The organism is Streptomyces sp. NPDC053048, assembly GCF_044547045.1.
GTDB lineage: Bacteria > Actinomycetota > Actinomycetes > Streptomycetales > Streptomycetaceae > Streptomyces.
The window spans coordinates 712,196-738,785 of record NZ_JBITZS010000001.1; the positions used below are offsets into that span (position 1 = coordinate 712,196).

The 26,590-nt window shown below is 71.8% G+C and carries 24 protein-coding genes; 4 read left to right on the plus strand and 20 right to left on the minus strand.

Annotation, left to right across the window (positions count from 1 at the left end; genetic code table 11):
- Positions 1–65 precede the first annotated feature (65 nt).
- From ACIG36_RS03495 to glnA, 5 genes are all read right to left on the minus strand, one after another.
- Positions 66–2,285 (minus strand): NADP-dependent isocitrate dehydrogenase, encoded by a 2,220-nt coding sequence (locus tag ACIG36_RS03495; RefSeq protein ID WP_399921147.1) that lies wholly within the window; start codon positions 2,283–2,285, stop codon positions 66–68.
- Between the two features lie 162 nt (positions 2,286–2,447).
- Positions 2,448–2,729 carry an SCO5918 family protein gene (locus ACIG36_RS03500; RefSeq protein ID WP_399921150.1) on the minus strand — a complete coding sequence of 94 codons (282 nt, stop codon included), beginning with the start codon at positions 2,727–2,729 and terminating at the stop codon, positions 2,448–2,450.
- Positions 2,730–2,819: 90 nt separating this feature from the next.
- Positions 2,820–3,023: a cold-shock protein gene (locus ACIG36_RS03505; protein WP_399921153.1), complete on the minus strand. Its 204-nt coding sequence runs from the start codon at positions 3,021–3,023 to the stop codon at positions 2,820–2,822.
- A gap of 317 nt (positions 3,024–3,340) precedes the next feature.
- A complete protein-coding gene (locus ACIG36_RS03510) occupies positions 3,341–3,691 on the minus strand; it encodes a MerR family transcriptional regulator (RefSeq protein ID WP_399921156.1) in 351 nt (116 codons plus the stop codon).
- 194 nt (positions 3,692–3,885) lie between these two features.
- Entirely contained in the window at positions 3,886–5,295 is a 1,410-nt protein-coding gene (gene glnA, locus ACIG36_RS03515) for a type I glutamate--ammonia ligase (protein WP_399921159.1), read from the minus strand.
- A 201-nt stretch (positions 5,296–5,496) separates the two neighbouring features.
- Between glnA and ACIG36_RS03520 the strand changes: the two genes are divergently transcribed.
- Positions 5,497–5,964: an RDD family protein gene (locus ACIG36_RS03520; RefSeq protein ID WP_399921162.1), complete on the plus strand. Its 468-nt coding sequence runs from the start codon at positions 5,497–5,499 to the stop codon at positions 5,962–5,964.
- 86 nt (positions 5,965–6,050) lie between these two features.
- Here the strand turns inward: ACIG36_RS03520 and ACIG36_RS03525 are convergent, their stop codons facing one another.
- From ACIG36_RS03525 to lipB, 4 genes are all read right to left on the minus strand, one after another.
- Positions 6,051–6,734, minus strand: coding sequence for a DUF4191 domain-containing protein (locus ACIG36_RS03525; RefSeq protein ID WP_399921165.1), 684 nt, complete (start codon positions 6,732–6,734; stop codon positions 6,051–6,053).
- A 10-nt stretch (positions 6,735–6,744) separates the two neighbouring features.
- Positions 6,745–7,005: a hypothetical protein gene (locus ACIG36_RS03530; RefSeq protein ID WP_399921168.1), complete on the minus strand. Its 261-nt coding sequence runs from the start codon at positions 7,003–7,005 to the stop codon at positions 6,745–6,747.
- A gap of 239 nt (positions 7,006–7,244) precedes the next feature.
- Entirely contained in the window at positions 7,245–8,210 is a 966-nt protein-coding gene (gene lipA / locus ACIG36_RS03535; protein ID WP_399921171.1) for a lipoyl synthase, read from the minus strand.
- 113 nt (positions 8,211–8,323) lie between these two features.
- On the minus strand, positions 8,324–9,133 hold the full coding sequence (gene lipB, locus ACIG36_RS03540) for a lipoyl(octanoyl) transferase LipB (RefSeq protein WP_399921174.1): 810 nt from the start codon (positions 9,131–9,133) through the stop codon (positions 8,324–8,326).
- 247 nt (positions 9,134–9,380) lie between these two features.
- Between lipB and ACIG36_RS03545 the strand changes: the two genes are divergently transcribed.
- On the plus strand, positions 9,381–10,859 hold the full coding sequence (locus tag ACIG36_RS03545) for a regulator (RefSeq protein ID WP_399921177.1): 1,479 nt from the start codon (positions 9,381–9,383) through the stop codon (positions 10,857–10,859).
- A 368-nt stretch (positions 10,860–11,227) separates the two neighbouring features.
- Here the strand turns inward: ACIG36_RS03545 and ACIG36_RS03550 are convergent, their stop codons facing one another.
- The 3 genes from ACIG36_RS03550 to ACIG36_RS03560 form a co-directional block, all read right to left on the minus strand.
- Entirely contained in the window at positions 11,228–12,547 is a 1,320-nt protein-coding gene (locus ACIG36_RS03550; RefSeq protein WP_399921180.1) for an NAD(P)/FAD-dependent oxidoreductase, read from the minus strand.
- A 177-nt stretch (positions 12,548–12,724) separates the two neighbouring features.
- Positions 12,725–13,621: a TIGR01777 family oxidoreductase gene (locus ACIG36_RS03555; RefSeq protein WP_399922180.1), complete on the minus strand. Its 897-nt coding sequence runs from the start codon at positions 13,619–13,621 to the stop codon at positions 12,725–12,727.
- Positions 13,622–13,667: 46 nt separating this feature from the next.
- On the minus strand, positions 13,668–14,186 hold the full coding sequence (locus ACIG36_RS03560) for a DUF4240 domain-containing protein (protein WP_399922183.1): 519 nt from the start codon (positions 14,184–14,186) through the stop codon (positions 13,668–13,670).
- Between the two features lie 186 nt (positions 14,187–14,372).
- Here ACIG36_RS03560 and ACIG36_RS03565 point away from each other — a divergent pair, with 186 nt between their 5' ends.
- On the plus strand, positions 14,373–15,293 hold the full coding sequence (locus ACIG36_RS03565) for an SDR family oxidoreductase (RefSeq protein ID WP_399921183.1): 921 nt from the start codon (positions 14,373–14,375) through the stop codon (positions 15,291–15,293).
- Between the two features lie 9 nt (positions 15,294–15,302).
- Here ACIG36_RS03565 and ACIG36_RS03570 read toward each other — a convergent pair whose 3' ends face one another.
- The 6 genes from ACIG36_RS03570 to ACIG36_RS03595 all read right to left on the minus strand — a co-directional run bounded on the left by ACIG36_RS03570 (position 15,303) and on the right by ACIG36_RS03595 (position 23,308).
- Positions 15,303–16,268 (minus strand): helix-turn-helix transcriptional regulator, encoded by a 966-nt coding sequence (locus ACIG36_RS03570; RefSeq protein ID WP_399921186.1) that lies wholly within the window; start codon positions 16,266–16,268, stop codon positions 15,303–15,305.
- 196 nt (positions 16,269–16,464) lie between these two features.
- Entirely contained in the window at positions 16,465–17,088 is a 624-nt protein-coding gene (locus ACIG36_RS03575) for a GntR family transcriptional regulator (protein ID WP_399921189.1), read from the minus strand.
- Positions 17,089–17,223: 135 nt separating this feature from the next.
- Positions 17,224–19,032, minus strand: a complete 1,809-nt coding sequence (sucB, locus tag ACIG36_RS03580) for a 2-oxoglutarate dehydrogenase, E2 component, dihydrolipoamide succinyltransferase (protein WP_399921192.1) — start codon at positions 19,030–19,032, stop codon at positions 17,224–17,226.
- A 48-nt stretch (positions 19,033–19,080) separates the two neighbouring features.
- Positions 19,081–20,469, minus strand: coding sequence for a dihydrolipoyl dehydrogenase (gene lpdA, locus ACIG36_RS03585; protein WP_399921195.1), 1,389 nt, complete (start codon positions 20,467–20,469; stop codon positions 19,081–19,083).
- Positions 20,470–20,848: 379 nt separating this feature from the next.
- Complete coding sequence (locus ACIG36_RS03590) at positions 20,849–22,369, minus strand: leucyl aminopeptidase (RefSeq protein WP_399921198.1); 1,521 nt, start codon at positions 22,367–22,369, stop codon at positions 20,849–20,851.
- Between the two features lie 141 nt (positions 22,370–22,510).
- Positions 22,511–23,308 (minus strand): adenosylcobinamide-GDP ribazoletransferase, encoded by a 798-nt coding sequence (locus ACIG36_RS03595; protein WP_399921201.1) that lies wholly within the window; start codon positions 23,306–23,308, stop codon positions 22,511–22,513.
- 72 nt (positions 23,309–23,380) lie between these two features.
- Between ACIG36_RS03595 and ACIG36_RS03600 the strand changes: the two genes are divergently transcribed.
- A complete protein-coding gene (locus tag ACIG36_RS03600; protein WP_399921204.1) occupies positions 23,381–24,118 on the plus strand; it encodes a hypothetical protein in 738 nt (245 codons plus the stop codon).
- Here the strand turns inward: ACIG36_RS03600 and ACIG36_RS03605 are convergent.
- Positions 24,085–24,804, minus strand: coding sequence for a hypothetical protein (locus ACIG36_RS03605; protein WP_399921207.1), 720 nt, complete (start codon positions 24,802–24,804; stop codon positions 24,085–24,087). The two genes, ACIG36_RS03600 and ACIG36_RS03605, sit on opposite strands and share 34 nt — an antisense overlap.
- Positions 24,801–26,567 (minus strand): phosphatidylglycerol lysyltransferase domain-containing protein, encoded by a 1,767-nt coding sequence (locus tag ACIG36_RS03610; RefSeq protein WP_399921210.1) that lies wholly within the window; start codon positions 26,565–26,567, stop codon positions 24,801–24,803. Before ACIG36_RS03610 ends, ACIG36_RS03605 begins: the two co-directional genes overlap by 4 nt.
- Between the last annotated feature and the right edge of the window lie 23 nt (positions 26,568–26,590).

A 26,590-nucleotide genomic window follows, 5' to 3' on the forward strand; every position in this document is an offset into this window, starting at 1 on the left:
CCCCTGGTGGGGGCCCCGGCCTCAGGTCACCGGCCCTGTCGGACGGACCCGGCTCACCGGTCGGTTCAGGCGAGGGTGGCGATCGCCTGGTTGAAGGTGGCCGACGGGCGCATGACCGCCGACGCCTTGGTGACGTCCGGCTGGTAGTAGCCGCCGATGTCGGCCGGCGAGCCCTGGACGGCGTTCAGCTCGTCGACGATCTTCTGCTCGTCGGCGATGAGCGTCTCGGCGAGCGGGCCGAAGGCCTTGGCCAGGTCCGCGTCGTCCGTCTGCTTCGCCAGCTCCTGGGCCCAGTACAGGGACAGGTAGAAGTGGCTGCCGCGGTTGTCGATGCCGCCGACGCGACGGGTCGGGGACTTGTCCTCGTTGAGGAAGGTCGCCGTGGCGCGGTCGAGGGCGTCGGCGAGGACCTGGGCGCGCTGGTTGCCCGTGACCTTCGCGTACTGCTCGAGCGACGGCACCAGCGCGAAGAACTCGCCCAGGCTGTCCCAGCGCAGGTAGTTCTCCTTCACCAGCTGCTGGACGTGCTTCGGGGCGGAGCCGCCCGCGCCCGTCTCGAAGAGACCGCCGCCGTTCATCAGCGGGACGACCGAGAGCATCTTGGCGCTCGTGCCCAGCTCGAGGATCGGGAAGAGGTCCGTCAGGTAGTCGCGCAGCACGTTGCCGGTGACGGAGATCGTGTTCTCGCCGCGGCGGATGCGCTCGACCGAGAGCTTGGTCGCCTCGACCGGGGCCAGGATGCGGATGTCCAGGCCCTCGGTGTCGTGCTCCGGCAGGTACTCCCGGACCTTGGCGATCAGGTTGGCGTCGTGGGCGCGGGTCTCGTCCAGCCAGAAGACGGCCGGGTCGCCGGTGGCGCGGGCGCGGGTGACGGCGAGCTTCACCCAGTCCTTGATCGGCGCGTCCTTGGTCTGGCAGGCGCGGAAGATGTCGCCGGCCGAGACGGTCTGCTCGAGGACGACGTTGCCGCCCTGGTCGACCAGGCGGACGGTGCCGGTGGCCGCGATCTCGAAGGTCTTGTCGTGGCTGCCGTACTCCTCGGCCTTCTGCGCCATCAGACCGACGTTCGGGACCGAGCCCATGGAGGCCGGGTCGTAGGCGCCGTTGGCGCGGCAGTCGTCGAGGACGGCCTGGTAGACGCCGGAGTAGCTGGAGTCCGGGAGGACCGCGAGGGTGTCGGCCTCCTGGCCGTCCGGGCCCCACATGTGACCGGAGGTGCGGATCATGGCGGGCATGGAGGCGTCGACGATGACGTCCGAGGGGACGTGCAGGTTGGTGATGCCCTTGTCGGAGTCGACCATGGCCAGCTCCGGGCCCTCGGCCAGCTCGGCGTCGAAGGACGCCTTGATCTCGGCGCCCTCGGGCAGGGCCTCCAGGCCCTTGAAGATGCCGCCGAGGCCGTCGTTCGGGGTCAGGCCGGCCGCGGCCAGCGCCTCGCCGTACTTGGCGAACGTCTTCGGGAAGAAGGCGCGCACGACGTGACCGAAGACGATCGGGTCGGAGACCTTCATCATCGTGGCCTTGAGGTGCACGGAGAACAGCACGCCGTCGGCCTTGGCGCGGGCGACCTGCGCGGTCAGGAACTCGCGCAGCGCGGCGACGCGCATGACGGAGGCGTCGACGACCTCGCCGGCCAGGACGGGGACGGACTCGCGCAGGACGGTGGTGGAGCCGTCGTCGCCCACCAGCTCGATGCGCAGCGCGCCGTCCTCGGCGATGACCGCGGACTTCTCGGTGGAACGGAAGTCGTTCTCACCCATGGTCGCCACGTTCGTCTTCGAGTCGGCCGACCAGGCGCCCATGCGGTGCGGGTGCGTCTTGGCGTAGTTCTTGACCGACGCGGGGGCGCGGCGGTCGGAGTTGCCCTCGCGCAGGACCGGGTTGACGGCGCTGCCCTTGACCTTGTCGTAACGGGCGCGGACGTCGCGCTCCTCGTCGGTCTTCGGGTCGTCCGGGTAGTCCGGCAGCGCGTAGCCCTGCTGCTGCAGCTCGGCGACGGCCGCCTTCAGCTGGGGGATGGAGGCCGAGATGTTCGGCAGCTTGATGATGTTGGCCCCGGGGGTCTTGGCCAGCTCACCGAGCTCGGCGAGCGCGTCGTCGATGCGCTGCCCCTCCTCGAGGTACTCCGGGAAGCTTGCGATGATCCGCCCCGCCAGCGAGATGTCACGCGTCTCCACGGTGACCCCGGCCGTCGAGGCGTACGCCTGGACCACAGGCAGGAACGAGTGCGTGGCCAGGGCCGGGGCCTCGTCAGTGTGCGTATAGATGATGGTCGAGTCAGTCACCGGGTGCTCCGCTCCACGTCTGCAACATTGCTCGACATCAAGATATCTCGTGGGTGGTCTCCCATCGACAGAGACCGGACGTGAGATACGACCGAGGGCGTGAGACACGACCGAGCCCCGTCGCCGCCCGGTGGGGCGGCGGCGGGGCTCGGTGCGGGCTGCCTACCAGCCGCCCTGCGCCGGGTCCGGAGCCGAGGGGCGGGCGAGCGCCGCGACGGGGCGGCACGTGAACCCCAGGCGCGTCAGTGCCTTGACCACTTCACCGGCAGTGAAGTCGCGCCGGTCCTGGCCGGTAATGATCTCCCCCACCTGCTTGACGGGGTAGGTGCGGCCACCGATGGTCACGGACGCGTGCGCGGCGGGCTCGGGGGTGATGCCCTCCATCGAGTCCTCGACCTCGCTCTTGGTCAGGTCGAAGGGGAAACGGGCGATGACACAGCGCATGGTGCCTCCACAGGTCGAGGGACGAGCCGGGAAAAGCAGCGGGGCCCGCACCCTGGGTGCGGGCCCCGGTCATCAGCCGTGCGCCTGGTGTCAGGCGGGGAGGATGTTGGCCGCCTGCGGGCCCTTCTGGCCCTGGGTGACCTCGAAGGTCACCTTCTGGCCTTCCTGGAGCTCGCGGAAGCCCTGGGTGGCGATGTTCGAGTAGTGGGCGAAGACGTCGGGGCCGCCGCCCTCCTGCTCGATGAAGCCGAAGCCCTTCTCCGCGTTGAACCACTTCACGGTGCCAGTAGCCATGTCATATCTCCTTCGGGGCAATGCCGGAGGGCCGCACTGTGCGGACCCTCGCGTCGCGGTGATGATTGCCCCGGCCGAAATATGCCGGGAATGAATAAAGCGCGTCACCGGTATGAAAATCCGGAGAAGCGCTTGGATTCCCCTGGGAAACCACAACTGCAACCGGAACGACAGTAGCACGGGGAATGCGGCCGGATGTGGTGAGTTCATATTGTTCGGCTCGCCGTCCCATAAATTCTCGAGGCCGGGCGGGCCGGTTTCTTTATGCGCCGCGACAGAATTTCGACAGCAGGCGGGTGGTGCTCCGGTGGCAGGTGTCAGCCATCGTCGCCGCCGTCGGTCCCCGTCCCCGCAGCACGCCGGCGCAACTCCTCGTTGACCCGCAGAGCCTCTTCGAGTCGGTCCTCCAGGGTCACGATCCGGCAGGCGGCGTCGATCGGCGTCCCGCCGTCGACCAGTTCGCGAGCGCGGGCGGCGAGTCGCAGCTGATGACGGGAGTAGCGCCGGTGGCCGCCTTCGGAACGCAAGGGGGTGATCAGCCGGGCCTCGCCGAGGGCCCGGAGGAAGGCGGGGGTGGCGCCGATCAGCTCCGCGGCCCGGCCCATGGTGTAGGCGGGGTAGCCGTCGTCGTCGAGGCGCTCGACGGCGGGTCGGGGTTCTGCGGGCATTTGCACCTCATAGGGACGCGTCGATCGCATCCCATTGGTTACGAGCGGTCAGGAAAACTCTAGCCGGACCGGCAAATTCATGTCTGCCACGCGCACAGCAGATTTTCTCGCCTCGCGGGAGCGGGCAGGACGGAAAAAGAGCCCCGTCGCCACCCGGAGGGCGGCGACGGGGCTCTGGGGATACCGCGAGCGATTTAGATGTCGAAGTACATCTCGAACTCGTGCGGGTGCGGGCGCAGCTGGATCGGGGCGATCTCGTTGGTGCGCTTGTAGTCGATCCAGGTCTCGATCAGGTCGGAGGTGAAGACACCGCCGGCCTGGAGGTACTCGTTGTCCTGCTCCAGGGCGTCGAGGACGGCCGGGAGGGAGGTGGGGACCTGGGGGACGCTCGCGTGCTCGTCGGGGGCGAGCTCGTAGAGGTCCTTGTCGATCGGCTCGGCGGGCTCGATCTTGTTCTTGACGCCGTCGAGGCCGGCCAGGAGGAGGGCCGAGAAGGCGAGGTAGGGGTTCGAGGACGGGTCCGGGGCGCGGAACTCGACGCGCTTGGCCTTGGGGTTGGCACCCGTGATCGGGATGCGCATGGCGGCCGAGCGGTTGCGCTGGGAGTAGACCAGGTTGACCGGGGCCTCGAAGCCGGGGACCAGGCGGTGGTAGGAGTTCACCGTCGGGTTGGTGAAGGCCAGCAGCGACGGGGCGTGCTTGAGGATGCCGCCGATGTAGTAGCGGGCGGTGTCCGACAGGCCGGCGTAGCCCTGCTCGTCGTAGAAGAGGGGCTCGCCGTTGCTCCACAGCGACTGGTGGACGTGCATGCCCGAGCCGTTGTCACCGAAGATCGGCTTCGGCATGAAGGTGGCGGTCTTGCCGTTGCGCCAGGCGACGTTCTTCACGATGTACTTGAAGAGCATCAGGTCGTCGGCCGCGGCGAGCAGCGTGTTGAACTTGTAGTTGATCTCCGCCTGGCCGGCCGTGCCGACCTCGTGGTGCTGGCGCTCGACCTGCAGGCCGGCCTTGTCCAGCTCCAGGGAGATCTCGGCGCGCAGGTCGGCGAAGTGGTCGACCGGCGGGGCCGGGAAGTAGCCGCCCTTGTAGCGGACCTTGTAGCCGCGGTTGTCCTCCAGCGCACCGGTGTTCCAGGCGCCCGCCTCGGAGTCGATGTGGTAGAAGGACTGGTTCGCGCTGGTCTCGAAGCGGACGCTGTCGAAGACGTAGAACTCGGCCTCGGGGCCGAAGAACGCGGTGTCCGCGATGCCGGTGGAGGCGAGGTAGGCCTCGGCCTTCTTGGCGATGTTGCGCGGGTCGCGGCTGTACTGCTCACCCGTGATCGGGTCGTGGATGAAGAAGTTGATGTTCAGCGTCTTGTCGCGCCGGAACGGGTCCAGGCGAGCCGTGGAGAGGTCGGCACGCAGCGCCATGTCGGACTCGTGGATGGCCTGGAAGCCGCGGATCGACGAACCGTCGAAGGCCAGCTCCTCATTCGGGTCGAACGCCGCGGCCGGGATCGTGAAGTGCTGCATCACGCCAGGCAGGTCGCAGAATCGGACATCGACGAACTTGATGTCCTCGTCCTTGATGTACTTCTTGGCCTCGTCGGCGTTCTGGAACATCCAACTCCTCCTAGCCCGAGCCGCGCGCGGTCGGGGATTGCTTCGGTGGCGCGGTCCGGTATCGCAATGGCGCGCTGGGGCCGACCCTAGAGAGACGGGATTTCTCAAGCATGACCCATTTGTTTCGCCGACGTTAACCGCCGCGCGGTCGGGACGGACCCGGTCGCCGGGGAACGTATGGGGTCGCAGTACCTTTGATGGGTGGACAACAGGCAAGCAATCGGCTCATGGCTCTCCGGCCCCCGCGCGGCCGCCGAGGACATGGGCGTCGAATTCGGCCACCGGGGCGAGCGCCTGGGGCTGCCGGAGGACGGGCCGGGCTCGGTGGCACGGGCGGGGCGCCGCTTCGCGGCCATCGCCGTCGACTGGGCGCTGTGCATGCTCATTGCATACGGCTTTCTCGGTGGCGCGAACCTGCAGCGCGTCGGGAACTGGGCCGTACTGATCTTCTTCGTACTCAGCCTGCTCACCGTCGGTACGGTCGGCTGCACCCCCGGCAAGCGTCTCCTGGGCCTGCGCGTCATCTCGGAGGACGGTTCGCGCCTCACCCTGCCGAGGGTACTGCTGCGCAGCGCGCTGCTGGTTCTCGTGATTCCCGCCGTGGTCTGGGACCGCGACACCCGCGGACTTCATGATCGTTTCTCGCGCGCCGTCCAGGTGCGGATCTGATTCCGGCCGACAACGAAACGGCGCGGGGCGGAAACCTTCTCGGTTTCCGCCCCGCGCCGTTTCTTTCGCGTTCGGTGCCGGCCGCGTCAGCGGCCCTTCGGCATCCGCGTGCCCTTGGGCATCGGCCCCTTGGGGATCGGCATGTTGCTCATCAGGTCGCCCAGCGCGCGCAGCCGGTCGTTGACGGCCGTCACCTGCGCGCCCGGCAGCACCCGGGGCAGCTTCAGCAGCGTGGTGTGCAGCTTCTTCAGCGACACCTGGCCCTCGCCGTCGCCCACGACGATGTCGTGCACCGGCACGTCCGCGACGATGCGGGCCATGCGCTTCTTCTCGGCGGCCAGCAGGGCCTTCACCCGGTTGGGGTTGCCCTCGCCGACGAGCACGATGCCCGCCTTGCCGACGGCCCGGTGGACGACGTCCTGGTTGCGGTTCATCGCGACCGCGGGCGTCGTCGTCCAGCCACCGCGCCGGATGTTCTCCAGCACCGCGGCGGCGGCTCCCGGCTGGCCCTCCATCTGCCCGAAGGCGGCGCGCTCGGCGCGTCGTCCGAAGACGATCGCCATCGCGAGGAAGGCCAGCAGGAAGCCCAGGATGCCCAGGTAGATCGGGTGATCGATCCAGAAGCCGATGGCAAGGAGTACACCGAAGGTGACAATGCCCACAGCCGCGACGACAAGACCGACCTTCGAGTCGACCTTCTTGGTCATCTTGTAGGTCAGGGCGATCTGCTTCAGTCGCCCGGGGTTCTCGGATGTTTCCTTCCTCGCCATACGGCGAAGTTTACGTGGCCTGCGGGCCGGGGGTCGCCACGGCCTCCAGCAGGTGCCGCGTCTCCCGCCGGTCCTTGGCCCGTCGGCGGTCCTCCAGCACGGCCGTCCAGGCGTTCCGGCGGGCCGTGCGCTGACCCGGTCGCATCAGCAGACCCTCCAGTGCGCGCAGGGCCCCGGTGACGGACGGGGGCCGGACGGAGAGTGTGGACGGCAGAGCGGAAGAGGCGCGGTTGGCGGTCGACAGGACTGCGTTACCGGGCGCGGCCTGCATGTCGGTGTCCCCTCGGAAGCGGAAATGGTCAGGCGTGGAGGGTGGGTCGTGCGGTGGGCCATTCGGTGGGGTCGCACAGCAGTGCGTACACCCATCGTCACTGAACGGTGTTACCAATGGATGACCTGTTGGTCAAACACCTATGAAACGTTGACGCGGCCCGTACCTCGCCCGGCTTGTCGCCGGGGGTACGGACCGCGTCGGAATCGTTGTGCGAATGTGGCTCAGAACGCTCTGGCTCAGACCGCCTGGGCCGAGGCCGCCGCCGCGCGCCGCTCGATCGCCTGCTGGTGCAGGCGGCCGGCGCGGTAGGAGGAACGGACCAGCGGGCCGGACATGACGCCGGCGTAGCCGATCTCCTCCGCCTCCTCCTTCAGCTCCACGAACTCCTGCGGCTTGACCCAGCGCTCCACCGGGTGGTGGCGCACCGACGGGCGCAGGTACTGGGTGATGGTGATCAGGTCGCAACCGGCGTTGTGCAGGTCCTGCAGCGCCTCGCTGATCTCCTCGCGGGTCTCGCCCATGCCGAGGATCAGGTTGGACTTCGTCACCAGGCCGGCCTCGCGGGCGCGGGTGATGACCTCGAGGGAGCGCTCGTAGCGGAAACCGGGGCGGATCCGCTTGAAGATGCGCGGGACCGTCTCGACGTTGTGCGCGAAGACCTCGGGGCGGGAGGCGAAGACCTCCTCCAGCAGCTCCGGGACCGCGTTGAAGTCCGGGGCGAGCAGCTCGACCTTGGTGTGACCGCCCTCGCGGCCCGCGGTCTGCTGGTGGATCTGGCGCACGGTCTCGGCGTACAGCCAGGCGCCGCCGTCCGGCAGGTCGTCACGGGCGACACCGGTGATCGTGGCGTAGTTCAGGTCCATCGCCACGACGGACTCGCCCACGCGGCGCGGCTCGTCGCGGTCCAGCGCCTGCGGCTTGCCGGTGTCGATCTGGCAGAAGTCGCAGCGCCGGGTGCACTGGTCGCCGCCGATGAGGAACGTGGCCTCGCGGTCCTCCCAGCACTCGTAGATGTTGGGACAGCCCGCCTCCTGGCACACCGTGTGCAGGCCCTCGCGCTTCACCAAACCCTGGAGCTCGGTGTACTCGGGGCCCATCTTCGCCCGGGTCTTGATCCACTCGGGCTTGCGCTCGATGGGGGTCTGGGCGTTCCGGACCTCCAAGCGCAGCATCTTGCGTCCGTCGGGTGCGACAGCGGACACGTCCGGCTCCCTATGACTTCGATTCCTCGGCGAACACCAGGGTACGCCCGTTATTTCCTACGCTCCTACTCGTACGCCCAGGGCAACCGATGGAGGCCAGGGCGCATTCCCCGTCAGCTGGGCTGCGGTTCCGCCGCCCGCTCCACGGCGCGGGGGAGGGGTTCCTCCGCCGCCAGGACCTCCCGCAGGTGCTTCTCCACCAGCGGGACCATCTCGGCCACCGGTACCCGGCGGCCCAGCTCGTTGGAGAGCGACGTCACTCCCGCGTCGCGGATGCCGCACGGCACGATCCGGTCGAACCAGGTGTTGTCCGGATCACAGTTGATGGCGAAGCCGTGCATCGTCACGCCCTTGGCGATCCGGATGCCGATCGCCGCCAGCTTGCGGTCCTCGCGGCGCTGGCCCGCGTTCGAGGGGGCGTACTCCGGGCCGTTGAGCCGCGGGTCGAACTCCTCGTCCGTCAGGCGCGGGTCGAAGTCCAGGCTGAGGCCGCCCACCGACGGGCGCTGCTCGACCGGGTCGCCCAGGACCCACACGCCGCTGCGGCCCTCCACCCGGGTGGTCTCCAGCCCCAGCTCGGCGCAGGCGCGGATCAGGGCCTCCTCCAGGCGGCGCACGTGCGCGATCACGTCCACCGGGCGGGGGAGCTTGAGGATCGGGTAGCCGACGAGCTGGCCGGGGCCATGCCAGGTGATCTTGCCGCCGCGGTCCACGTCGACGACCGGCGTGCCGTCCAGGGGGCGCTCGCTCGCCTCCGTGCGCCGTCCCGCGGTGTAGACCGCCGGGTGCTCCAGCAGGAGGCAGGTGTCCGGGATCTCGTCCGCGAACCGCGCCGCGTGGACGCTGCGCTGCTCCTGCCACGCCTGCTGGTACTCGACGGCGTCCGCTCCGAAGCCCAGGTGGACAAAGCGCAGCTCAGTCACGGCAGCTTCCCTTTTCCTTCGCGTCTCTTCCGCACCGCATGGTGTCGCGTTCCTGCCACTGTACGGCGGAGCGCGCGGAACCCCGCAGGCGGCCGCCGGGGAGACCGGGGCCGAATGATCTTCCCGGGGTCATGGGAGCTGTCCTCACACGATCGGATGAATGCGGGGCGAAGGTGGCGATCGGGGCGTTGGGGGCCGCTAAGTTCACGCCGTTCCAGGAACAAAGATCAGGGAGACCGGCAGGCTGATGACGGAACGACCCCCACAGCGCATCCCCAACCGTCAGCTAGCGGCGCTCATCGCGGAGGCCGGCTTTTCCAATGCGGGCCTGGCCCGCCGCGTCGATCAATTGGGGCTCGAACACGGCCTCGACCTGCGCTACGACAAGACGTCCGTCACGCGGTGGCTACGCGGCCAGCAACCACGCGGCACCACGCCCGCGCTGATCGCCGAGGTGTTCACCCGGCGGCTCGGGCGGCGGCTGTCCGCCCAGGACCTCGGGCTGGACGCGTGCGCCCCCGTGTACGCCGGGCTCGAATTCGCCGCCTCCCCGGAGGAGGCCATTGACATCGTCAGCGGGCTGTGGCGCAAGGACTCCGGCAGCCACACCGAGCTGCGCAAGATCGCGTTCACGCCGGCCGGGCTGGTGGTGCCGAGCCGCGACTGGCTGATCGGGCGCGCGGACGAACGGGTGGCGCGCGGAGCGAGCCCCGCGCCCTCCGGCGAGGGCGCGCGCCTGCCGCAGCAGGCGCGCGGCGGGCAGGTGCCGCCACTGCCCGCCCTGCCGGCGCTGCCCCGGCAGCGGCTCGCCGAGCGGGCGCCCGGCGCCCGGGTCTCCATGGGCGACATCGCGGCGCTGCGCTCGGTCGGCGAGCTCTTCCGCACCATCGACAACGCCTACGGCGGCGGGCACGCGCGGCAGGCGCTGGTGCGCTACCTCGAGCACGAGACCGAGCCCATGCTGCGGGGCGTCTACGGGGAGACGACGGGGCGGCGGCTGTTCGCCGCCGCCGCCGATCTGACCAGGCTCGCCGGGTGGACGTCCTACGACATCGCGGCGCACGGGCTCGCCCAGCGCTACTACGTCCAGGCGTTGCGTCTGGCCCAGGCCGCCGGGGACCGGGCCTACGGCAGCTATGTGCTCGTGACGATGAGCCGGCAGGCCGTCTACCTCGGGCACGGCCGCGAGGCCGTGCAACTGGCGCGCGTCGCCCAGCAGGGCGTCGGGTCCGGGGCGCCGCCGGTGGTGCAGTCGCTGCTGCACGCGGTGGAGGCCCGGGGGCACGGGGTGCTGGGCGAGGTACGGGCCTGCTCGGCGTCGCTGGCGCGCGCCGAGCGGGCGCTGGAGACCTCGCGGGCGGGGGACGACGTGCCGTACTGGGCACGGTTCTTCGACGAGGCGCAGCTCGCCGACGAGTTCGGGCACTGCCACCGGGACCTGCAGCAGTACCGGGCTGCTGCGCAGCATGCGGAGCGGTCGTTGCAGTTGCGGTCGCCCGCGTATGCGCGGTCGCGGCTGTTCTGCCGGGTGGTGCTGGCGTCGGCGCGGCTGGGGCTGGGGGAGCTGGAGCAGGCGTGCGCGCTGGGGGTGGAGGCGGCGCAGCAGGCGGCGGAGATGCGGTCGGTTCGGGCGCTGGAGTATGTACGGGACTTCGAGCGGCGGCTGGAGCCGTATCGGGATGCGGCGGCTGTTCGGGCCTATCGGGAGAAGGTTGCCGTGCTCTGAGGGTTGCCGGGTGCGGGCTTGTGCGGTGCGGGTGCGGGTTCGTTGTGGGGCGGGGCCGGGGCGGTCTGGGCCGGGCCCTTCTGGGGCTGGATTATTTACGGCTCCCCTCCTGCGTAACGGTTGCCCGGACCGTCGCCGCAAATAACCCTTACGCCCCTGCCAGGGCCCGTCCCAGCCCGCCCCGGCCCCTCCCGCCGGTTCGCCGGCTGCGGGCCGGTGCCCCGCCGGGGTGGGTGGGGGAGGCGGGGTGCGCCTGCCCTCCCGCCGGTTTGTGGGCAATCGTTCCGCTGGGCTGGGGGCACCTCCCAGCGGTAGCTGGGGGAGGGTGGGCACAAACCGACCACCGGGCCGCACCCGCCCCTGATCGGTCAGGCCGCCCGCAAGGCCTGCGTGCCCTGACCCGGGCGCACCCCAAGGTCCCGCAGCAGCGCCTGCGCTGCACGGCGGCCTGAGAAGAGGGCGCCCTGGACCGTGCTGGTGTCGCGGTGGTCGCCGCAGACGTAGAGGCCCGACAGCAGGCGGACCGGGCGGCGGACGTCGTGGGGGGCCGGCATGGCCGGGACCGCGTCCGGGTCGTGGTGGGCCGCCAGCAGGCGCCAGTGCGTCGTGGAGGTGTTGTAGACGCGCGCCAGCTGCGCGCGGGCGGCCCGGTCCAGTTCCGCCGTGGGCAGGCCCGCCGCCGTGCCCAGGACCGTCGAGGTGATCAGGGCCCGGCCGGCCGGGGCGCGGTCCGGGTCCACCTTGCTGGCCACCGTGGTGTGGGCGACCGGGCCCCGGCGGGCCCCCGTCAGGATCAGCGAGGCGTCGCGCAGCGGCGGCTCCTCCGCGGTGTGGTGCAGGACCGTCACCGGGTGGAATCCGGGCAGGCGCAGGCCCGGGATCAGCTGGGCGGCCGAGCGGGCGCCCGTCGCCACGATGACCGAGCGGCAGGTGAATTCGCCGTGCTCCGCGGTGTCCACCGAGGTGGTGCCCACCGTCTTGGCCTGGACGCCCGTGCGGACCGTGTCCGGTGGCAGCCGGTCCGTCAGGAGGCCGGGGAGCACGCCCGCGCCCCCCGCCGGGAGGCACAGGCGGCCGCGCGCGTAGCCGCGCAGGACCAGGTCGGCGCAGCGGCTGGATGTGGTGAGGTCCGGGTCCGAGAGCAGGGACGCCAGGAGCGGGCGGAGGAAGCCCTCCACCGTGCGGGCCGGCAGGCCGCGGCTCGTCAGCGTCGTCGACGTGGGGCGGTCGGGGCGGGCCAGCATGCGGTCGATGGGCAGCGCCGCCAGGCGGGCCAGGGCCGCGCCGAGCCGGGCCTGGTCGAGGCCGGCGCTGCGCGAGGCGCGGGCCGCGGCGAAGGCACGGGCGGTGGTGAAGGCGCGCTTGGCGCCCCGCAGTTCGCCGGTGCGGTGGTTGCGGCCGTCGGTGTGGACCAGCACGCCGGGGGTGAAGGGCCGCAGCTTGAGCGCCTCCAGGCCCGGGGTGCGGATCAGCTCCGGGAACGAGGTGTTGAGCAACTGGCCCGTGCGGTCCAGGAGGAAGCCGTCCACGGTGTCGGTCACCATGCGGCCGCCGGGCTGCTCGCCGCATTCCAGGACCGTGACGGTCACGCCGGAGCTGATGAGGTGTTGGGCCGCCGAGAGGCCGGCCAGGCTTGCTCCCACGACGACGACGTCGGCGTGGTGTGCGGTGCGTGCGCTGCTGAGCACGTGCCCTCCCGGGGTCGGTCCGCTCGCTCGGGGGCCTGATGCCCTCAACGGGCGGCAGCGATGCGCGAGTTCGCCTCGACCGTAGAGAGAAATCCGGTCAATAACAGTCGCGCACGGGGCGAGCACGGTCGCACGGCGGTCGCACAAACCCTCGTTCCGGGGTGCGGGGCGAGGGCGTCAGCTGTCCGCCAGCGCCGCTCGTACGGCGCTTTCGATGTCCGGGTGGGCGAAGACGAAGCCGGACTCCAGCAGGCGTGCGGGGACGACGCGCTGACTGGCCAGGACTTCCGTGGCCATGTCGCCCAGCACCAGCCTGAGCGCCGGAGCGGGCGCGGGCAGGAGCGTCGGACGCTTCAGCACGCGCCCCGTCGCCTCGGTGGCCTCCCGGTTGGTGACCGGGTGCGGGGCGGTGAGGTTGAACGGGCCGGCCAGATCCGGCGAGTCGATCAGATGGCGCAGGGCCGCGATGTGGTCGTGCAGGGAGATGAAGCTCCAGTACTGCCGTCCGCTCCCCAGCCGCCCCCCGAGACCGAGTTTCACGAGCGGGATCAGGCGGGACCAGGCGCCGCCCCGGGCGGACACCACCACGCCGGTGCGCAGCAGCACGGTGCGGATGCCCGCCTCCGCCGCGGCTCCCGTGGCCTCCTCCCAGTCCTGGCAGACCTCGGCGAGGAAGCCCCGGCCGGGCGGGGTGCTCTCGTCCGCGGTCGCCTCGCCGGTGTCGCCGTAGATGCCGGTCGCGGAGGCGGAGAGCAGGACCCGGGGCGGGGTGTCGAGGGACGCGACGGCCTCCGCGATCGCGCCCGTGCCGTGCACGCGGCTGTCGCGGATCACCTTCTTGTACTCCGCCGTCCAGCGGTGGTCGCCGATGCCCGCGCCGGCCAGGTGGACGACGGCCTCGCACCCGGCCAGTCCCGGTGCGTCCACCCACTGGCGGGCGGGATCCCAGGCCACCTCGTCCGGGCGGCGGGGCGGGCGGCGCACCAGGCGCACGACCCGGTGGCCGTCCCGTTCGAGCGAGTGCGTCAGTGCCGTGCCGATCAGGCCCGTGGAGCCCGTGATTGCTACGCGCATCATCCATCCGCCGGAAATCGTGTGGCCGTCAGGAATCGTGTGGTCGTCAGGAGCGGAATCTGTCCCACAGGGCGGGGAAGCGCTCGGCCAGCATGTCGTCGTTGTCCAGGTCGACGGCCGTGCCCAGGGGTTCGGACGGCTGGGGCGGCAGGCCCAGGTCGGGGGTCTCGGCGCCCGTCAGCTGCTCATAGGCCTCGTCCGCCGCGTAGCCCAGGTCCTCCCCGTCCCCGTCCACCTCCTCGTCGAAGTCGTCGAGGAGGTCGGCGAGCGCGTCCGGGTCGTGCACCGCGCCCTCGAAGACCTCCCGGCCCTGGCCGATCAGCCAGCAGCGGAAGTAGTCGAAGACGTCATCGGACGCGCCGTTGAGCAGCACCGCCGCCGCGCCCCACAGGTCCCAGAGGTAGGCGCGGTTGTAGCGCGCCTCGAAGTGCCGGGCGAAGTCCAGCACGGCGTCCGGGTCGAGCTGCGTCAGCTTCTCGACCAGCAGGTCCGCCTGCTCCTCGGTGTCTCCTCCGGCCGCCTCACGTGCGCTGTCGATCAGCTCCCAGAACTCCGTCTCGTCCATCATCACGGGACCAGCATCGGGCCTGCCCCAGGGCCACGCACCCGGAGGGAGCCGGATGCAGCCGTGTTGTTATCGGGAGGCCTGATGCCAGGTGGCCGGTAAATCACGACAGAAGGTGTCCGGATTCGGTGACAAGGTCGCCGTGTCGTCGAGGCCGGGAGACGGCACCGAGAGAGAGGACGCATCGTGGTGGACGCAAGGGGAGTGCTCAGCGGGAGGATCGCGCTGGTCGCCGGGGCCACGCGGGGGGCCGGACGGGCCATGGCCGTGCAACTGGGCGCCGCCGGCGCCGTCGTGTACGTGACCGGGCGCACCACCCGTGAGCGGCGCAGCGAGGTCGGCCGGTCCGAGACCATCGAGGAGACGGCCGAACTGGTGACGGCCGCCGGGGGCACCGGCATCGCGGTGCCCACCGACCACCTGGAGCCGGAGCAGGTGAAGGCGCTGGCCGGGCGCATCGACCGGGAGCAGGGCCGGCTGGACGTGCTCGTCAACGACGTGTGGGGCGGCGAGGCACTGATCGAGTTCGAGAAGAAGGTGTGGGAGGTGGACCTGGAGAAGGGGCTGCGGATGCTGCGGCTGTCCATCGAGACGCACGCCATCACCAGTCACTTCCTGGTCCCGCTGGTCGTTCGCCGGCCCGGCGGGCTCGTTGTCGAGATCACCGACGGGACCGAGGAGTTCAACCGGACCTACCGGGAGAACCTCTTCTACGACCTGGCCAAGTACGGCCCCATCCGGATGGCCTTCGGGCTCTCGGAGGAGCTGAAGGAGTACGGGGGCACCGCGCTGTCGCTGTCGCCCGGCTTCCTGCGGTCGGAGCAGATGCTCGACCACTTCGGGGTGACCGAGGCGAACTGGCGGGACGCGATCGAGCAGATGCCCGACTTCGCCATTGCCGAATCGCCCGCGTTCGTCGGGCGGGCCCTCGTCGCGCTCGCCGCCGACCCCGACCGGGCGCGCTGGAACGGCAGGTCCGTCTCCAGCGGCGAGCTCGCCAAGGTCTACGGGTTCACCGACACCGACGGGTCGCGGCCGGACGCCTTCGGGTACTTCCAGGACGTGGTGATCGGGGGGAAGGACGGCAGCGTCGAGGACTACCGGTAGGCCGCGCAGTCACCGGTAGAGGTCCGCGCTGCGGGCCGCCGCCTCCGCGAAGCGCCGGCGCAGGGCGGGCGGCCCCAGCACCTCGGCCTCCGGTCCCAGGGCCTGGAGCTGGGCGTAGGCCACCTCCAGGTTCTCCACGGGGAGCGTGACGGTCACCAGGTCCGCGGCGTCCGGAGGCCCCGCCTCCGCCAGGGCCTCCCGGGCGGCCGTGCGGTCCGTGACGTACGGCAGCCGCCGGGCGCCGTCCGGGGTGAGGCGCAGCTCCACCCGGTCGCGCAGGATCGAGCGGGCGAACGCGGCGGAGTGCTCCTCCCAGAAGGCCGGCAGGTCGAAGGTCTCCGAGCGGTGGAAGCGGGACTCGCCCACCGTGACCGCCGTGAAACGGTCCACCCGGTAGACCCGGAAGTCCTCGCCGGCGCGGGCCGCCAGGTACCAGACGCCCGCCTTGAGGATCAGGCCGTACGGCTCCAGGTCGCGCTCCACCTCGCCCTCGCGCCGGGCGTAGCGGGCCGTCATCCGGCGGTCGTCCCAGACGGCGTCCGCCACGGCGGGCAGCAGCTCGGGCGGGTCGTGGGGCTGCCACCAGCCGGGGGCGTCCAGATGGAAGCGCTGGGAGGCGTTCGCGGAGGCGTCGCCCAGTTCGGGCAGGAGGGCGGCGGAGACCTTCAGACGGGCGGCGGAGGCGGCGTCCGCCAGGCCCATGTCACGCAGGGCCGTCGGCACGCCGGAGAGGAAGAGGACCTCCGCCTCGGTGCGGCCCAGGCCCGTCAGGCGCGTGCGGTAGCCACCGACCAGGCGGTAGCCGCCGGTGCGGCCGCGGTCGGCGTAGACGGGCACGCCCGCCTCGGACAGCGCGAGGACGTCCCGGGCGACCGTGCGCTCCGAGACCTCGAGACGGCGCGCCAGCTCCGTCCCGGTCATCGACGAACGGGACTGCAGGAGAAGCACCAGTTTGATCAGACGGGCCGCGCGCATGACCTCCATCATGCCGGGGCCCGCCGGTGGTGGGGCGTGACGACAGGAGCCCGCGTGCCGAGCCAGGGCATGGACGAGCGCGCGGGGTCCTGTCGTCACCCCTGAGCCGTACCGCGACACAGGACAGGGCGGCGCGGCGCGGCTCCGCGGGAGACCATACGCCTTTGATCGATGATCGATCAATGCCTGGCGGGTGTCAGATTCGTGGTGCGCAGCTCAGGACGTGCCGCTTGAGGACCTCGCCGATGGCCGGGTCGCGGCGCCGGAAGGCCCGGACGATCTCCGCGTGGTCCTCGGCGTGGGCCCGTGGCTCCGGGCTCAGCCAGCGGATCGACAGCGTCGTCCACACCTCGATGCCCAGCGACTCCCAGGTGTGCAGCAGCACCGAGTTGCCGGCGGCCCGCACGATCTCGCGGTGGAAGGCCACCGTGTGGCGCGCCTGCGCCTCGCTGTCGCCCGCGCGGTCCGCCACCTCCAGGGCGGCCACCTCCCGCTCCAGCGCCGAGACGTCCCCGGCCAGGGCGTCCGCGGCCAGCTCGGCGGCCACCTGCTCCAGGCCCGCCCGGACGGGGTAGCTCTCCTTGAGGTCGGCGGCGCTCAGGTCGCGGACCCGCACGCCCTTGTTGGGCACGGACTCGATCAGCCGCAGCGATTCCAGCTCGCGCAGCGCCTCGCGCACCGGGGTCTGGCTCACCAGCAGTTCGGCGGCGATGCGCCGCTCCACGATCCGCTCGCCCGGCTGCCAGCGCCCGCTGACGATCCCCTCGAGGATGTGCTCGCGGATCTGCTCGCGCAGCGAATGGACGACGGGCGGGGTCATTTCTCTCCTTCGTCGGATCTGCCGGGTACGTCATTATCGACGTCCGGCCCGGCAAGCCGAAGGGCGCGGCCCCGGCCCGTACGAGTACGGGACCGGGGCCGCGCCCTTCAGCGCGTTACCTCAGGGGTGCTCGGGTCAGAGACCGATCTCGGTCTCGAACTCGGCGGCCTCGAGGATCTGCTTGACCGTGGTCAGGTAGCGGGCCGCGTCGGCACCGTCCACCAGGCGGTGGTCGTAGGACAGCGCCAGGTACGTCATGTCGCGGATCGCGATGGTCTCGCCCAGCTCCGGGTGGTTGATGACCACCGGGCGCTTGACGGTCGCACCGATACCCAGGATGCCGACCTGGTTCGGGGGCACGATGACCGTGTCGAACAGCGCACCGCGCGAGCCGGTGTTGCTGATCGTGAAGGTCGCGCCGGCCAGGTCGTCCGGGCTGATCTTGCTGGAACGGACCTTGCCGGCCAGCTCCGCCGTCTTCCGGGCGATGCCCGCGATGTTGAGGTCACCGGCACCCTTGATGACCGGGGTCATCAGGCCCTTCTCCGAGTCGACGGCGATGCCGACGTTCTCGGAGTCGAAGTAGGTGATGGTGTTCTCGTCCTCGTTGATCCGGGCGTTGATGACCGGGTGGGCCTTCAGCGCCTGGACGGCGGCCTTGACGAAGAACGGCATCGGGGAGAGCTTGACGCCCTCACGGGCCGCGAACGCGTCCTTGGCCTTGTTGCGCATCCGCATGATCTTGGTGATGTCCACCTCGACCACGGAGGTCAGCTGCGCCTGGCCGTGCAGCGCCTTCATCATGTTGTCGGCGATGACCTTGCGCATGCGCGGCATCTTGACGGTCTGACCGCGCAGCGGGGAGACCTCGAGCGCCGGGGCCTTCGGCGCGGCGGCGGCCGGGGCGGCCGCGGCCGGAGCCGGGGCGGCCTTGGCGGCCTCGGCGGCGGCGATGACGTCCTGCTTGCGGATGCGACCGCCGACGCCGGTGCCCGCGACGGTGGTCAGGTCGACGCCGGACTCGGCGGCGAGCTTGCGCACCAGCGGGGTGACGTAGGCGCCGTCCGTCGCGGGAGCGGCGGCCGGGGCCTTCGGCGCGGCCGGGGCGACCGGCGCGGGGGCCGGAGCCGGGGCGGCGGGCGCGGCCGGAGCGGCGGCGGCCGGAGCCGGGGCCGGGGCGGCGGGGGCAGCCGGAGCCGGGGCCGGGGCCGCGGGGGCGGCCGGAGCCGGAGCCGGAGCGGCGGCCGGGGCGGCCGGGGCGGCGGGCGCGGCGGCGGCCGGAGCGGCACCGGCGGCACCGATCACGGCGAGCTTGGCGCCGACCTCGGCGACCTCGTCCTCACCGACGACGATCTCGAGCAGCACGCCGGAGGCGGGCGCCGGGATCTCGGTGTCGACCTTGTCGGTGGAGACCTCGAGCAGCGGCTCGTCCTCCGAGACCTCCTCGCCGACCTCCTTCAGCCAGCGGGTGACGGTGCCCTCGGTGACCGACTCGCCCAGCGCGGGCAGGACGACGTCGGTGCCGGTGGCGCCACCGGCCGCGGGAGCGGCCGGAGCCTCGGCGGCGGGCGCCGGGGCGGCGGGGGCCTCGGCGGCCGGAGCGGCGGGGGCCTCGGCGGCCGGAGCGGCGGGGGCCTCTGCCGCGGGGGCGGCGGGGGCCTCGGCCTCGGCGGCGGCCGGAGCCGGGGCAGCGGCGGGGGCGCCGGTGCCGTCGTCGATGATCGCGAGCTCGGCGCCGACCTCGACCGTCTCGTCCTCGGCCACCTTGATGGAGGCGAGGATGCCGGACGCGGGGGCCGGGATCTCGGTGTCGACCTTGTCGGTGGAGACCTCGAGCAGCGGCTCGTCGGCCTCCACGCGCTCACCCTCGGCCTTGAGCCAACGGGTGACGGTGCCCTCGGACACGCTCTCGCCGAGCGCCGGCAGGGTTACGGAAACCGCCATGGTGCGGTTGCTCCTAACGATTGGTACGGATGGTGGTGCGCTCGGGACTTAGTCGTGCGAGTGCAGCGGCTTGCCGGCCAGAGCCAGGTGGGCCTCGCCCAGAGCCTCGTTCTGCGTCGGGTGCGCGTGGATGAGCTGCGCGACCTCGGCGGGCAGCGCCTCCCAGTTGTAGATCAGCTGGGCTTCGCCGACCTGCTCACCCATGCGGTCGCCGACCATGTGTACGCCGACCACGGCACCGTCCCGCACCTGGACGAGCTTGATCTCGCCCGCGGTCTTCAGGATCTTGCTCTTGCCGTTGCCCGCGAGGTTGTACTTCAGAGCGACGACCTTGTCGGCGCCGTACAGCTCCTTGGCCTTCGCCTCGGTGATGCCGACCGAGGCGACCTCCGGGTGGCAGTACGTGACGCGCGGCACGCCGTCGTAGTCGACCGGCACGGGCTTGAGCCCGGCCAGGCGCTCCGCAACCAGGATGCCCTCGGCGAAGCCGACGTGCGCGAGCTGGAGGGTCGGGACGAGGTCACCGACGGCCGAGACGGTCGGCACGTTGGTCTGCATGTACTCGTCGACCAGGACGTAGCCGCGGTCCATGGCGACCCCGGCCTCCTCGTAGCCCAGGCCCTGGGAGACCGGGCCGCGGCCGACGGCGACGAGCAGCAGCTCGGCCTCGAAGGTCTTGCCGTTCTCCAGCGAGACCTTCACGCCGTCCTCGGTGTACTCCACGCCCGAGAAGCGGGAACCGAGGGAGAAGTTGATGCCGCGCTTGCGGAAGGCGCGCTCCAGCAGCTTGGAGCTGTTCTCGTCCTCGACCGGGACGAGGTGGGGCAGCGCCTCGACGATGGTGACGTCGGCGCCGAAGGACTTCCACGCGGAGGCGAACTCGACGCCGATGACGCCGCCGCCCAGCACGATCGCGGACTTCGGCACGCGGTCCAGGACCAGCGCGTGGTCCGAGGAGATGACGCGGTTGCCGTCGATGGTCAGGCCCGGCAGCGACTTCGGCGCGGAGCCGGTGGCCAGCAGGACGTGGCGGCCGGTGTAGCGCTGGCCGTTGACGTCGACGGAGGTCGGGGAGGACAGGCGGCCCTCGCCGGTCACGTAGGTGACCTTGCGGGAGGCGACCAGGCCCTGCAGGCCCTTGTACAGGCCCGAGATCACGTCGTCCTTGTACTTGTGGACGCCCGCGATGTCGATGCCCTCGAGGGAGGCCTTGACACCGAACTGCTCGGCCTCGCGGGCCTGGTCGGCGATCTCGCCGGCGTGCAGCAGAGCCTTGGTGGGGATGCAGCCGCGGTGCAGGCAGGTGCCGCCCAGCTTGTCCTTCTCGATCAGGGCGACGTCGAGACCCAGCTGCGCTCCACGCAGGGCAGCGGCGTAACCACCACTACCGCCTCCGAGGATCACTAGGTCGAAAACGGTGCTGGCGTCGTTCGCCACGTCACGTCCTCCATGCATGGGTACGCCGTTGCCGGTCGTCGGTGACCGGGCGGCGGCTGTTGTTCGGCCGCTTTTCTTCGGCCCTGTGATTACGGGGGCCCTGTCCTGCCGAGACAACATCTTCGCACTTGTTGACGGACGGCGGGACGCCGGGCCGGGCTCAGGGACGACTGATGCGTCACCTTCAGGGGGTTACTCGTGCGTACGAACGTGCCGGTTCATGCGGGTTTCGTCCGTAGCGAACACGACGCGGCGGGCACGATGCGGCCGGAACGGCGTGGCGTCACGGCGCGGCGGGCACGACGTGGCGAACATGCCGCCGCGGACGCGCGGCCCCGGGTGCCGGACCCGGGGCCGCGCGGCGGCGGCTTCGCCGGGCTCAGCCCAGGTCGCCCGCGGCGGTGCGCTCCGCCAGCCGCACCAGGGTGCGCACCGAGGAGCCGGTGCCGCCCTTGGGGGTGTAGCCGTACGGGGCGCTCTCGTGGAAGGCCGGGCCCGCGATGTCCAGGTGGGCCCAGGTGATGCCGTCGCCGACGAACTCCTGCAGGAACAGGCCGGCGATCAGGCCGCCGCCGTTGCGCACGCCCATGTTGGCCATGTCGGCGACCGGCGAGTCCATGGTCTTGCGCAGCTCGGCGGGGAGCGGCATCGGCCACGCCTGCTCGCCGACCTCCTCGGCGATCTCGTACAGCGCGGTGCGGAACGCGTCGTCGTTCGCCATCACGCCGAAGGTGCGGTCGCCCAGCGCGAGGACCATGGCACCCGTGAGGGTGGCGACGTCCACGATCGCGTCCGGGTTCTCCTCCGAGGCGCGGGTCAGGGCGTCGGCCAGCACCAGGCGGCCCTCGGCGTCGGTGTTGAGCACCTCGACCGTCCGGCCGCTGTACATCTTCAGCACGTCGCCCGGACGGGTGGCGTTGCCGGAGGGCATGTTCTCCGCGAGGGCCAGCCAGCCGGTGACGTTGACCTCGAGGCCCAGCTTGGCGACGGCCACGACCGCGCCGAAGACGGCGGCGGCACCGGCCATGTCGCACTTCATGGTCTCGTTGTGGCCGGCCGGCTTCAGGGAGATGCCGCCCGAGTCGTAGGTGATGCCCTTGCCGACCAGCGCCAGGGTCTTGGCCGCCTTGGGGTGGGTGTAGGCGATGCGCACCAGGCGCGGCGGGTTGGCCGAGCCCTGGCCGACGCCCAGCAGACCGCCGAAGGCGCCCTTGGCCAGTGCCTTCTCGTCCAGCACCTCGACCTTGAGGCCGAACTCCTTGCCCGCGGCCTGGGCCTGAGCGGCGAAGGTCTTGGGGTTGAGGTCGTTGGAGGGGATGTTGACCAGGTCGCGGGCCCGGTTGACCTCGCCGGCCACGGCGGCGGCGCGCTCGACGGCGGCCTTGAAGGCCTTGTCGCGCGGCTTGCCGCCCAGGATCGCGGCCTCGGCCAGCGGCGCGCTCTTGGCGGCCTTGTCGTCCTTGGCGCCCCGGTAGGTGGTGAAGGCGTACGCGCCCAGCACGGCGCCCTCACCGATGGCGGCGGCGGACTCGGCGTCCTCGACGGGCAGGGCGAACGCGGCCTTCTTGCTGCCGGCCAGCGCGCGGGCGGCGACACCGGCGGCGCGGCGCAGCGCCTCCTCCTCGAAGCCGTCGCCCTCGGCGGGCAGGTCACCGAGGCCGACGGCCAGCACGACCGGGGCCTTCAGACCGGCAGGGGCGGGCAGCTTGGTGACCTCGCCCTCGCCGCCGGAGGCGCCGAGGGTCTCCACGACGGCGGCCAGCTTTCCGTCGAACGCCTGGTCCACGGCGTCGGCGCCGGGCGCGACGACGAGGCCCTTGGGGCCCTTCGCCACACCGATGACGACGGCGTCCGCGCGCAGCGTCGCCGCACTGGAAGTGCTGAGAGTCAGAGCAGTCACGGTGGTGGGTGTCCCTACTTCCGTTGAGTTCTCGGCCGATGGATGGTGGTCCGGCCGCACCCTGCGCATCGTATGCGCCGCGTCACAGCCGCCTGGGGTCGGGCCATCCGGCACGCGAGAGCGTATCCGGGCCCGGGGCGATCAGCCCAGTGCCAGGACGAGCAGCGCCGCCGTCGCCGCGGTCTCCGCCAGCGCGCCGAACACATCGCCCGTGACCCCGCCCAGCCGCCGCCGGCAGCGGCGCAGCAGCAGCTCCGCGCAGACCAGGGCCACCAGGACGGCGGCGGCCGTGTGCGCCGCCCGGTACGGGCCGCCGGGCGCGCCCGCACCGGCGGCCGCGGCGGCGGTGAGCGCGGTGACGGCGAGCGCGGCGGGCACGGGCACCGCGCCGGCGACCGCCGCGCCCAGCCCGTCGGGCCGGGCCGCGGGGACGCCCGCGCGGGCGGCGAGCGTCAGGGCGCAGCGCGCGGCGAGGGCGGCGGCGACGGCCGCGACGGCGCCGTGCGACCGTCCGGCCGCGTACAACTGCGCGAGGGCGGCGACCTGGCCGAGGAGGGTGAGCAGGAGGGTGATGACGCCGAAGGGGCCGATGTCGGACTGCTTCATGATGCGCAGCGCGTCCTCGGCGGGCTTGCCGCTGCCCAGGCCGTCGGCCACGTCCGCCAGCCCGTCCAGGTGCAGTCCGCGGGTGAGCACCGCGCTCGTCGCGACGGTGGCGACGGCGGCGAGCGGGGGGCCTGCGCCCAGCAGCAGGAGCAGCAGTCCGGCGGTGGCCGCGCAGCCGCCCACGACGAGCCCGGCCAGCGGTGCCGCGAGCATGCCGCCGCGCGCGGCCGGGCGGTCCCAGCGCGTGAGCGGCACGGGCAGGACGGTCAGGGTGCCGAAGGCGAAGCGCAGGGCGTCGCCGGGGGTGGCGCGGGCGGGGGTCGTGTCGGTCATCGCGGGCAGGGTATCCCGGCCTCGCCGGCAGTACTTTGAGCCGGAAAGGCGCGGCACGGGAGCGGGAGTCCGATGGGTCACTGGCTGGCACGCAACATCGTCGAGCCGGGCAAGCTGCCGCTGTTGCTCGCGCTGGCCGCGTTCGTCCTGACGTTCCTGGTGACCCGGGTCATCACCCGGCTGATCCGGGCGGGGAAGGGGCCGTTCGGCAATATCCGGCCGGGCGGGCTGCACGTCCACCACGTGGTGCCGGGCGTGGTGCTGATGGTGGTCGGGGGCTTCGGGGCGGTGGCCGAGGGGCGGCACGGCTTCGGGGCGGCGGTCGCGGCGGTGCTGTTCGGCGCGGGCGCGGGGCTGGTGCTGGACGAGTTCGCGCTGGTCCTGCACCTGGACGACGTGTACTGGACGGAACAGGGGCGCAAGAGCGTCGAGATCGTGGTGCTGACGGCGGCCCTGGTGTGCCTGGTGCTGCTCGGCTTCTCGCCGTTCGGGGTGAACGAGCTGACGCCGGACGAGCTGCAGAACCGCACCATCGTGGTGACCAACACCCTGGCCAACTTCCTGCTGGCGCTGGTCGCCCTGGCCAAGGGCAAGCCGCGGCTGGCCCTCATCGGTGCCGTGGTGCCGCTGGTGGCCGTCGTGGGCGCGGTGCGGCTGGCCCGGCCGGGCTCGCCGTGGGCGCGGCGCTTCTACCGGCACCGGCCGCGGGCCCGGCGCCGGGCCCGGGTGCGCGCGTACCGGCACGACGCGCGCTGGTCGGCGGTGCGGCACCGCGTTCACGATCTGCTGGCGGGCGCCCCGGACCGCTGATCGCGCTCGCGGTGGGCGTCGCGCCGCGGCTTGCGGCGCCGGCTCAGCTCGTCCGCGCCGCACAGCAGCAGCGTCGCGGCCACGGCGGCGATGTGCTCCTTGCCGGCCAGGTTGGGCTTGAGGACGACCTCGACGACCATGGCGAGGACCACCACGGAGAAGGTGAACCAGGCCCGGTAGCGCCAGGAGACGTACATCGCCAGCCCCACGACGGCCGCCGACGGGCCGGTGTCGATGACCTTGGCGGCCTCGGGCGGCAGCCCCAGCGGGGAGCCGGGGCCGAGGGCGATGGCCAGCCGGGCGTACATCGTCCCCGCGAGGGTGGCGAGATAGGCGACGGCCAGGGTGCGCCACCGGCCCACCGCGCACTCGGCGATGCCGAAGACGAGCAGGACCTGGGCCAGCGCCCCCCAGACCGGCAGGTCCAGCGCGGGGACGAACAGCGACAGCGGGGTGCGCAGCAGCGCCAGCCACCAGGGCAGCGAGGCCTGCACGGAGCCCAGCTTCTGGACAGGTTCGAAGCCCCAGGGCTGGTTCTGGACGATCTGGCAGGCGGCGGTGAGGGCGACGGCCGTCAGCGTCATCGCGACGGCCGCGAGGCGCTTGCGGACCAGCGTCCCCCACACGGCCGTACACAGCGGACCCCATTCGGTGCGCGCGGCGCGAAGGAGCGCCGCGCGGTTCATCGCCGGCTCTCCAGGTGCTTGCGGTTGAGCCACTTGGGCAGGCCGGGGGCCTCCAGGAAGCCCTCGGCGCGGGCGCTGGCGATGCCGATGCGCAGCAGGTCACTGCTCTTCTCGAACAGCATGAAACGAGGCTCCCAGATGGGGCGATATTTCGCATTTGCCCGGTAGAGCGATTCGATCTGCCACCAGCGGGAGAAGAAGCTCAGCAGCGAGCGCCACATCCGCAGCACCGGGCCCGCGCCCAGGCGCGAGCCGCGCTCGAAGACGGACCTGAACATCGCGAAATTCAGCGACACCTGGGTGATGCCCAGCGCCGTCGCCCGCTGCAGCAGCTCGATGACCATGAACTCCATCAGGCCGTTCTCGGAGTCCCGGTCACGGCGCATCAGGTCCAGCGACAGGCCCTTGGGGCCCCAGGGGACGAAGCTCAGCACGGCCCGCAGCTCGCCCTTGCCGTCGTGGCACTCGAGCATCACACAGCGGCCGTCGTCCGGATCGCCCAGGCGGCCCAACGCCATGGAGAAGCCGCGCTCGGTCGCCCCGTCGCGCCAGTCGTCGGCGCGGCGCAGCAGCTCGGCCATCTCCTCCTCGGGGATGTCCTCGTGGCGCCGGATGGTGACGGTGTATCCGGCGCGCTTGACCCGGTTGTAGGCCTGGCGCACGGTCCGCATCGCCCGGCCCTCGAGGGTGAACTCGGCGGTGTCCACGATCGCCTCGTCGCCCAGCTCCAGGGCGTCCAGGCCGTGCCGGGCGTAGATGGTGCCGGCCTCCTCGCCCGCGCCCATCACGGCCGGGATCCAGCCGTGCTCGCGGGCCTCGGTCAGCCACGGCTCGATGGCGCCGGGCCAGGCCTCGGGGTCGCCGATGGGGTCGCCGGAGGCCAGCGAGACGCCGCCGACGACGCGGTAGGTGACGGCCGCCTTGCCGGAGGGGGACCAGATGACGCTCTTCTCGCGGCGCAGCGCGAAGTAGCCCAGCGAGTCGCGGTCGCCCCAGCGCCCCAGCAGTTCGCGCAGCCGCGACTCGTCCTCGGCGGTGAGCGGGTCGGTGGCGCGGCGCGAGCGGAAGGCCGCGAACAGCACCAGGATCAGCAGGGCCGTGCTCATCACGTTGATGACGACGTTGACCCAGCCGGGGGGAGCGATGCCCGCGTAGCGCTGGTCGTCGGCGGCGATCGAGATCAGCCGCATCACGCCGTAGTGCCAGCGGTCCAGGAAGGTCGAGCGCTGCTCGTCGGTGGACTCGTTGGTGACGGTCACCAGGCCGGCCGCCAGCAGCGAGGTGACCAGCAGGCCGACCGCGGCGACGGCCGTGGCGAGCTTGGGGTTGGAGCGGTCGCCCTTGGCGTAGAACTCGCGCCGCCCCACCAGCAGCGCGAGCACGAACAGGGCCGTGACCACCAGGGAGAACCAGTTCAGGGGGTGCCTGCGGAACTCCGGGAAGAACATCACGAACGCGAGCAGCAGCAGGAGCAGCCCGGCCAGGACCAGGTTGAGGATCCAGGCCGCCCGCTTGCGCCGGCGCATGGTGATCGCCAGGAGCAGCGAGACCACCGCCGGGGCGAAGCCGGCCGACAGCAGGTAGGGCGTGAAGAACTCGTCGACGTTGTGCCGCCGGACGTCCGCGCCGAAGGACACCCAGACCGCGCCGAGCAGATTGACGAACGTAACGGCACGCAGGTACCACACGGCGAACGACGCGCCGCGCCGCTGCCACGGGCCGCCGCGGGCGCCCTCATCCGGAGTCAAGCGGACATCTCCCATGAAAATTGATCATATGGGGCCCT

Excerpts from the sequence above, each read along its gene's own strand:
- ACIG36_RS03500 (WP_399921150.1), bottom strand. The coding sequence starts at position 2,729 with ATGCGCTGTGTCATCGCCCGTTTCCCCTTCGACCTGACCAAGAGCGAG.
- ACIG36_RS03505 (WP_399921153.1), bottom strand. The coding sequence starts at position 3,023 with ATGGCTACTGGCACCGTGAAGTGGTTCAACGCGGAGAAGGGCTTCGGC.
- ACIG36_RS03510 (WP_399921156.1), bottom strand. The coding sequence starts at position 3,691 with ATGCCCGCAGAACCCCGACCCGCCGTCGAGCGCCTCGACGACGACGGC.
- glnA (WP_399921159.1), bottom strand. The coding sequence starts at position 5,295 with ATGTTCCAGAACGCCGACGAGGCCAAGAAGTACATCAAGGACGAGGAC.
- ACIG36_RS03525 (WP_399921165.1), bottom strand. The coding sequence starts at position 6,734 with ATGGCGAGGAAGGAAACATCCGAGAACCCCGGGCGACTGAAGCAGATC.
- ACIG36_RS03530 (WP_399921168.1), bottom strand. The coding sequence starts at position 7,005 with ATGCAGGCCGCGCCCGGTAACGCAGTCCTGTCGACCGCCAACCGCGCC.
- ACIG36_RS03545 (WP_399921177.1), top strand. The coding sequence starts at position 9,381 with ATGACGGAACGACCCCCACAGCGCATCCCCAACCGTCAGCTAGCGGCG.
- ACIG36_RS03555 (WP_399922180.1), bottom strand. The coding sequence starts at position 13,621 with ATGCGCGTAGCAATCACGGGCTCCACGGGCCTGATCGGCACGGCACTG.
- ACIG36_RS03560 (WP_399922183.1), bottom strand. The coding sequence starts at position 14,186 with ATGGACGAGACGGAGTTCTGGGAGCTGATCGACAGCGCACGTGAGGCG.
- ACIG36_RS03570 (WP_399921186.1), bottom strand. The coding sequence starts at position 16,268 with ATGCGCGCGGCCCGTCTGATCAAACTGGTGCTTCTCCTGCAGTCCCGT.
- ACIG36_RS03575 (WP_399921189.1), bottom strand. The coding sequence starts at position 17,088 with ATGACCCCGCCCGTCGTCCATTCGCTGCGCGAGCAGATCCGCGAGCAC.
- sucB (WP_399921192.1), bottom strand. The coding sequence starts at position 19,032 with ATGGCGGTTTCCGTAACCCTGCCGGCGCTCGGCGAGAGCGTGTCCGAG.
- ACIG36_RS03595 (WP_399921201.1), bottom strand. The coding sequence starts at position 23,308 with ATGACCGACACGACCCCCGCCCGCGCCACCCCCGGCGACGCCCTGCGC.
- ACIG36_RS03600 (WP_399921204.1), top strand. The coding sequence starts at position 23,381 with ATGGGTCACTGGCTGGCACGCAACATCGTCGAGCCGGGCAAGCTGCCG.
- ACIG36_RS03605 (WP_399921207.1), bottom strand. The coding sequence starts at position 24,804 with ATGAACCGCGCGGCGCTCCTTCGCGCCGCGCGCACCGAATGGGGTCCG.
- ACIG36_RS03610 (WP_399921210.1), bottom strand. The coding sequence starts at position 26,567 with ATGGGAGATGTCCGCTTGACTCCGGATGAGGGCGCCCGCGGCGGCCCG.